Annotated in this window: 4 protein-coding genes and 1 tRNA gene; 4 read left to right on the plus strand and 1 reads right to left on the minus strand. The window is 45.7% G+C overall.

Annotation, left to right across the window (positions count from 1 at the left end):
• Positions 1 to 112: 112 nt before the first annotated feature.
• Positions 113 to 1,429: an acetylxylan esterase gene (locus tag B2Z67_RS03085; RefSeq protein ID WP_291528353.1), complete on the plus strand. Its 1,317-nt coding sequence runs from the start codon at positions 113 to 115 to the stop codon at positions 1,427 to 1,429.
• A 366-nt stretch (positions 1,430 to 1,795) separates the two neighbouring features.
• On the opposite strand, the gene B2Z67_RS03090 is transcribed toward B2Z67_RS03085, so the two are convergent.
• A tRNA-Gln gene (locus B2Z67_RS03090) sits at positions 1,796 to 1,866 on the minus strand.
• A gap of 217 nt (positions 1,867 to 2,083) precedes the next feature.
• On the opposite strand from B2Z67_RS03090, the gene rsfS reads away from it, so the two are divergent.
• From rsfS to B2Z67_RS03105, 3 genes are read left to right on the plus strand one after another with little or no spacing between them, the layout of a single operon-like run.
• Positions 2,084 to 2,443 (plus strand): ribosome silencing factor, encoded by a 360-nt coding sequence (rsfS, locus tag B2Z67_RS03095; RefSeq protein ID WP_291528354.1) that lies wholly within the window; start codon positions 2,084 to 2,086, stop codon positions 2,441 to 2,443.
• 9 nt (positions 2,444 to 2,452) lie between these two features.
• Positions 2,453 to 4,489: an ATP-dependent zinc metalloprotease FtsH gene (gene ftsH, locus B2Z67_RS03100; RefSeq protein WP_291528355.1), complete on the plus strand. Its 2,037-nt coding sequence runs from the start codon at positions 2,453 to 2,455 to the stop codon at positions 4,487 to 4,489.
• A 28-nt stretch (positions 4,490 to 4,517) separates the two neighbouring features.
• On the plus strand, positions 4,518 to 5,357 hold the full coding sequence (locus tag B2Z67_RS03105; RefSeq protein WP_291528356.1) for a phosphatidate cytidylyltransferase: 840 nt from the start codon (positions 4,518 to 4,520) through the stop codon (positions 5,355 to 5,357).
• Positions 5,358 to 5,603 lie beyond the last annotated feature (246 nt).

The raw sequence follows: 5,603 nt of genomic DNA on the forward strand, positions 1-5,603 counted from the left end.
GGCAGTGCTAAAGAGAACTCTGTACCTCTGTGTCTCTGTGTTCGAATCACCGCTAAATTCTCATTTATGACGAGACACTTATGAATAATACAGATTATAATCATTCACTTATATGATGAAAAAGATTTTATTATTATTATTGTTCGCTCTTCTGCTTCCGTTGTCCTATACGTATGCGGAGAACTACCCGTACCGGAGCGACGTACTTTGGGTAACTGTACCCAACCATGCCGACTGGCTTTACAAAACCGGAGAGAAAGCTACGGTTGAAGTGCAATTCTACAAATACGGCATTCCACAGGATGGAGTGACCGTGACTTATGAACTTGGCGGCGACATGATGCCTGCCGATGCCACCGGTTCCGTCGTCCTGAAACAGGGAAAAGCGGAAATTCCTATCGGCACGATGAAAGAACCGGGCTTCCGCGACTGCCGCATGACTGCCACCGTTGACGGCAAAAGCTATAAGCACCACGTGAAAGTCGGCTTCTCGCCCGAAAAGATTCAACCTTACACGCAGATGCCGAAAGACTTCGCCGAGTTCTGGGAAAGCAACAAGGCCCAAGCCTCCAAGTATCCCCTGACTTATACAAAGGAACTTGCCAAAGAATATTGCACCGACAAGGTCGATTGTTACCTCGTCAAGTTAATGCTCAACAATCGCGGACAGAGTATTTACGGCTATTTGTTCTATCCGAAGAATGCCACGAAAGGCTCCTGTCCGGTGGTACTCTGCCCGCCGGGAGCAGGCATCAAGACTATAAAAGAGCCTTTGCGCCATAAATACTACGCGGAAGCAGGCTGCATCCGTTTCGAAATCGAGATACATGGACTGAATCCGACAATGTCGGCGGAAGAATTTAAAGAAATCAGCGATGCTTTCAACGGCAGAGAAAACGGTTATCTGAATAATGGGTTAGAGAATCGCGATAACTATTACATGAAACGCGTTTATCTGGGCTGTGTACGCAGCATCGACCTATTGACTTCTCTGCCCGAATGGGACGGCAAGAACGTAATAGTCCAGGGAGGTAGCCAGGGGGGAGCTTTGGCTGTGATTACTGCCGGATTGGATAACCGTGTCACTGCTTGCGTCGCCAATCACCCGGCTTTGAGTGATATGGCGGGTTACAAAGCCGGACGTGCAGGAGGCTATCCTCACTTCTTCCGTACCGAAGGCATGGACACGCCCGAAAAGCTGAAGACAATGGCATACTATGATGTGGTAAACTTCGCCCGCCTGATAAAAGTTCCTACCTACATCACTTGGGGATACAACGACGACGTTTGTCCTCCTACCACCAGCTATGCCGTATATAATGTACTGACCTGCCCCAAGGAAGCATTGATTACTCCGATTAATGAACATTGGACTTCCGACACCACAGAATACGGACAGTTGGAATGGATATTAAAACATCTGAATTAACCCCTATAATCAACAATATAACAGGCATTTAACGGTTCATGAACGGTGTCTTATACCGTTCATGAACCGTATATATGCGGTTTGCGGACGGGATATATGCCGTTCGCACACGGGATATATGCCGTTCACGGACGGGATATATGCCGCTCACGGACGGGATATATCCCGTGCGTGCACCATATATATGCGGTGCAACATGCCTCAAAGTGACTTTTAACTACTAAACTACTAACGAGGTGATACCCCCTTTAACTACAGTATGAATAATGCAGGCAAGAAAACACCCCTGTTGTATTACTACAACAGGGGTGTCCACCTAAAAACGGAGATTTCCATGTTTCTTAAAGCCGAAAATACTAAAAGAAGTTGGGCTATCTGGACTCGAACCAGAAATGACAGGACCAGAATCTGTAGTGTTACCATTACACCATAGCCCAATAAGAGGTCTTTCTCATTTTGCGGTTGCAAAGATACTAAGATTTTAAGAACCCAAAAAAGAATTCTATACTTTTTTCTCTAATTTCTGCTAAGAAGCTACACAGCAAAGTAATATATACCTAAAAAAAATAAAAAAGAAAAGAGTTTTTCCTTTTTCAGTGTTTCATACAAGAATTCACCGTATATTTGCCAACTATTTAATTTCAATAATTAGTAATGAACGAAACAAAAAAACTTATTCAACAAATAACCGAAGGTATTCAAGATAAAAAAGGAAAAAAAATTGTGATAGCGGATCTGACTAAGATAGGCGATACCATCTGCAACTACTTAGTTATTTGCCAGGGAAATTCCCCCAGCCAAGTGACCGCCATAGTAGAATCCGTAAAAGAATTCGCCCGCAAAGGCGCTGATACCAAACCATCTGGCATAGATGGACTACGTAATGCCGAATGGGTAGCAATGGATTATTCCGACGTATTAGTTCATATATTCCTACCCCAGACCAGAGAATTTTACAATCTGGAGCACCTCTGGGCTGACGCAAAATTAACCCAAATACCTGATATTGATTAATTAAGACTTATGGATAATAACAACGCTAATAAAAAAAACAATAAGGTAAATATACCCAAGTTCAACCTGAACTGGTTGTATATGATAATAGCCATGATGCTTTTGGGATTGTATCTGACGAACGAAGGCAGTACAAATTCCAAAAATGTCCCTTACGATGAATTCCAGCAATACATACGTAACGGCTATATGAGTAAAGTGATTGGTTACGATGACAACTCGGTAGAAGCATACATCAAGCCGCAATATGTAAAAGATGTATTCCGCCAGGACTCCAACCGGGTAGGCAAGAATCCGCTAATCATAACCGAAGCCCCGTCGCGCACAAGCCTGGGCGACTTCTTACAGAAAGAGAAAGATGAAAAACGTTTCGACGGCTCTATCAGCTACGAGAAGAAACGTAACTATTTCAGCGCTATCCTATGGCAAATCCTGCCAATCGCTTTCCTTATCGGTTTCTGGATCTTCATGTCACGCCGTTTGAGCGGTGGCGGCGGTGCAGGAGGTGGCGGCATATTCAACGTGGGTAAATCGCGCGCCCAACTGTTTGAGAAAGGCACACCCGTAAAAGTTACTTTTAAAGATGTGGCCGGACTTGCCGAAGCCAAGCAGGAAGTAGAAGAAATTGTGGAATTCCTGAGAGAACCCCAGAAATACACCGACCTGGGTGGCAAAATACCTAAGGGCGCATTACTGGTAGGCCCTCCGGGAACGGGTAAAACGCTGCTTGCCAAAGCCGTAGCAGGCGAAGCCAACGTACCGTTCTTCTCACTGGCAGGTTCGGACTTTGTGGAAATGTTTGTCGGCGTGGGCGCTTCACGCGTACGCGACTTATTCCGCCAGGCAAAAGAAAAAGCCCCCTGTATTGTATTCATCGACGAGATTGACGCCGTAGGCCGTGCACGTGCCAAAGCCGCCGCTATGGGTGGTAACGACGAACGCGAAAACACATTGAACCAGCTATTGACTGAAATGGATGGCTTCGGTTCCAACAGCGGTGTAATTATCCTTGCCGCTACAAACCGTGTAGATGTACTGGACAAAGCCCTGCTGCGCGCCGGACGTTTTGACCGTCAGATACATGTAGATTTACCGGATCTCAATGAACGTAAAGAAGTCTTTGGAGTTCATTTGCGCCCCATCAAGATAGACAATACTGTAGACGTTGAACTCCTTGCACGCCAGACACCGGGATTCTCCGGCGCCGACATCGCCAACGTCTGCAACGAAGCCGCCCTTATTGCTGCGCGCCACGGCAAGAAGTTCGTAGGGAAACAAGACTTCCTCGATGCCGTAGACCGTATCGTAGGCGGGTTGGAGAAGAAAACCAAAATCACAACGGAGTCCGAACGCCGCTCTATCGCTATTCATGAAGCCGGGCATGCCTCCATCTCCTGGTTACTGGAATATGCAGACCCGTTAATCAAAGTAACCATTGTTCCGCGTGGACGGGCATTAGGTGCTGCATGGTACTTACCGGAGGAACGCCAGATAACCACTAAAGAGCAAATGCTCGACGAGATGTGTGCAACTCTGGGCGGACGCGCTGCTGAGGACTTATTCCTTGGGCGTATCTCCACCGGCGCCATGAACGATTTGGAACGTGTCACCAAGCAGGCTTATGGCATGATTGCCTACCTCGGCATGAGCGAGAAACTGCCCAATCTCTGTTACTATAATAATGAGGAATACTCTTTCAACCGTCCGTACAGCGAAAAGACTGCCGAACTGATTGATGAAGAAGTAAAGTGCATGGTAAACGCACAGTACGAGCGTGCCAAGAAAATACTTTTCGAACACAAAGACGGACATAACCAGTTGACCCAACTGTTGATTGACAAAGAAGTTATCTTCGCGGAAGATGTGGAAGAAATCTTCGGCAAGCGTCCCTGGGCATCCCGTTCTGATGAAATCATCAGCGCAAAAAAGACGTCTGACGAATTGAAGAAAGTGGAGGAGTCGGCCGCTAAGAAAGCTATAAAAAGCGAAGAGGAAGTGAAAGAAGAGGAGAATAAGAATGTCGAGACAGGTAGTGCGGATAAATAAAAATTAAAGACTTAAAAAGGGAATTACCGTGAAAAGCAATTTCTTACAACGCGCTATTACAGGTGTGTTATTCGTAGTAGTATTGGTGGGCTGTATTCTATACAATCCCCTTTCATTCGGCATCCTGTTCACCATCATCAGTGCACTAAGCGTATATGAATTTGGGCACTTGATTAATAAAAGCGGTGAAGTACAAATCAATAAAACCATAACCGCACTGGGAGGGGCTTATCTTTTTTTAGCAGTAACAGGGTTCTGTCAGTTCCTCGTCGGAGCGCAGGTATTCCTGCCTTATCTGGCATTACTGCTCTACCTGATAATTACGGAACTGTACCTGAAAAAGAAAAATCCCATAGGCAACTGGGCATATTCCATGCTAAGCCAACTGTATGTAGCACTGCCGTTTGCACTATTAAACGTATTGGCTTTCCATTATAGTCCGGCAGCAAGTAGCGTGACTTATGATCCAATCCGCCCCCTTTCCATCTTCATATTCATTTGGTTGAGCGACACAGGCGCTTACTGTGCCGGTTCGCTTATTGGCAAGCACCGCCTGTTTGAACGTATTTCTCCCAAGAAATCATGGGAAGGAAGCATTGGCGGCGCTATACTCTCCATCGCTTCTTCCTTTGCGTTTGCACATTATTTCCCGTTCATATCTATGTGGCAATGGGTAGGATTAGCATTGGTTGTCGTTATCTTCGGAACCTGGGGAGACTTGACCGAATCGTTGATGAAGAGACAATTAGGAATTAAGGACTCCGGGCATATCTTACCGGGGCACGGTGGAATGCTCGACCGTTTTGACAGTGCACTGCTGGCTATTCCTGCCGCTGTAGTTTACCTCTATGTTTTGACACTGCTCTAAGCACCGGAAACAGTTGCTTTAAGTACCGGAAGTATAAGCCACTATAAAAAATATTCTTCATCCGCAAACCATACAGATCACACGGATTTAATTACAAATCCACGCAATCTGCATAAGCTTTGCAGATGAAGAATGTTTCAACTAAACTCTTGAGAAGACCTTTTCACATAAAAGAGCACGTTGGGCTTACCCGAAACTCTCGGCGTATGAGTTAAATCTCTCCTTTCTTAGAGCCTGTTTAAATTT

Origin of the sequence: Bacteroides sp. UBA939, assembly GCF_002293435.1 — a bacterium.
GTDB lineage: Bacteria > Bacteroidota > Bacteroidia > Bacteroidales > Bacteroidaceae > Bacteroides.

Excerpts from the sequence above, each read along its gene's own strand:
- B2Z67_RS03085 (WP_291528353.1), top strand. The coding sequence starts at position 113 with ATGATGAAAAAGATTTTATTATTATTATTGTTCGCTCTTCTGCTTCCG.
- rsfS (WP_291528354.1), top strand. The coding sequence starts at position 2,084 with ATGAACGAAACAAAAAAACTTATTCAACAAATAACCGAAGGTATTCAA.
- ftsH (WP_291528355.1), top strand. The coding sequence starts at position 2,453 with ATGGATAATAACAACGCTAATAAAAAAAACAATAAGGTAAATATACCC.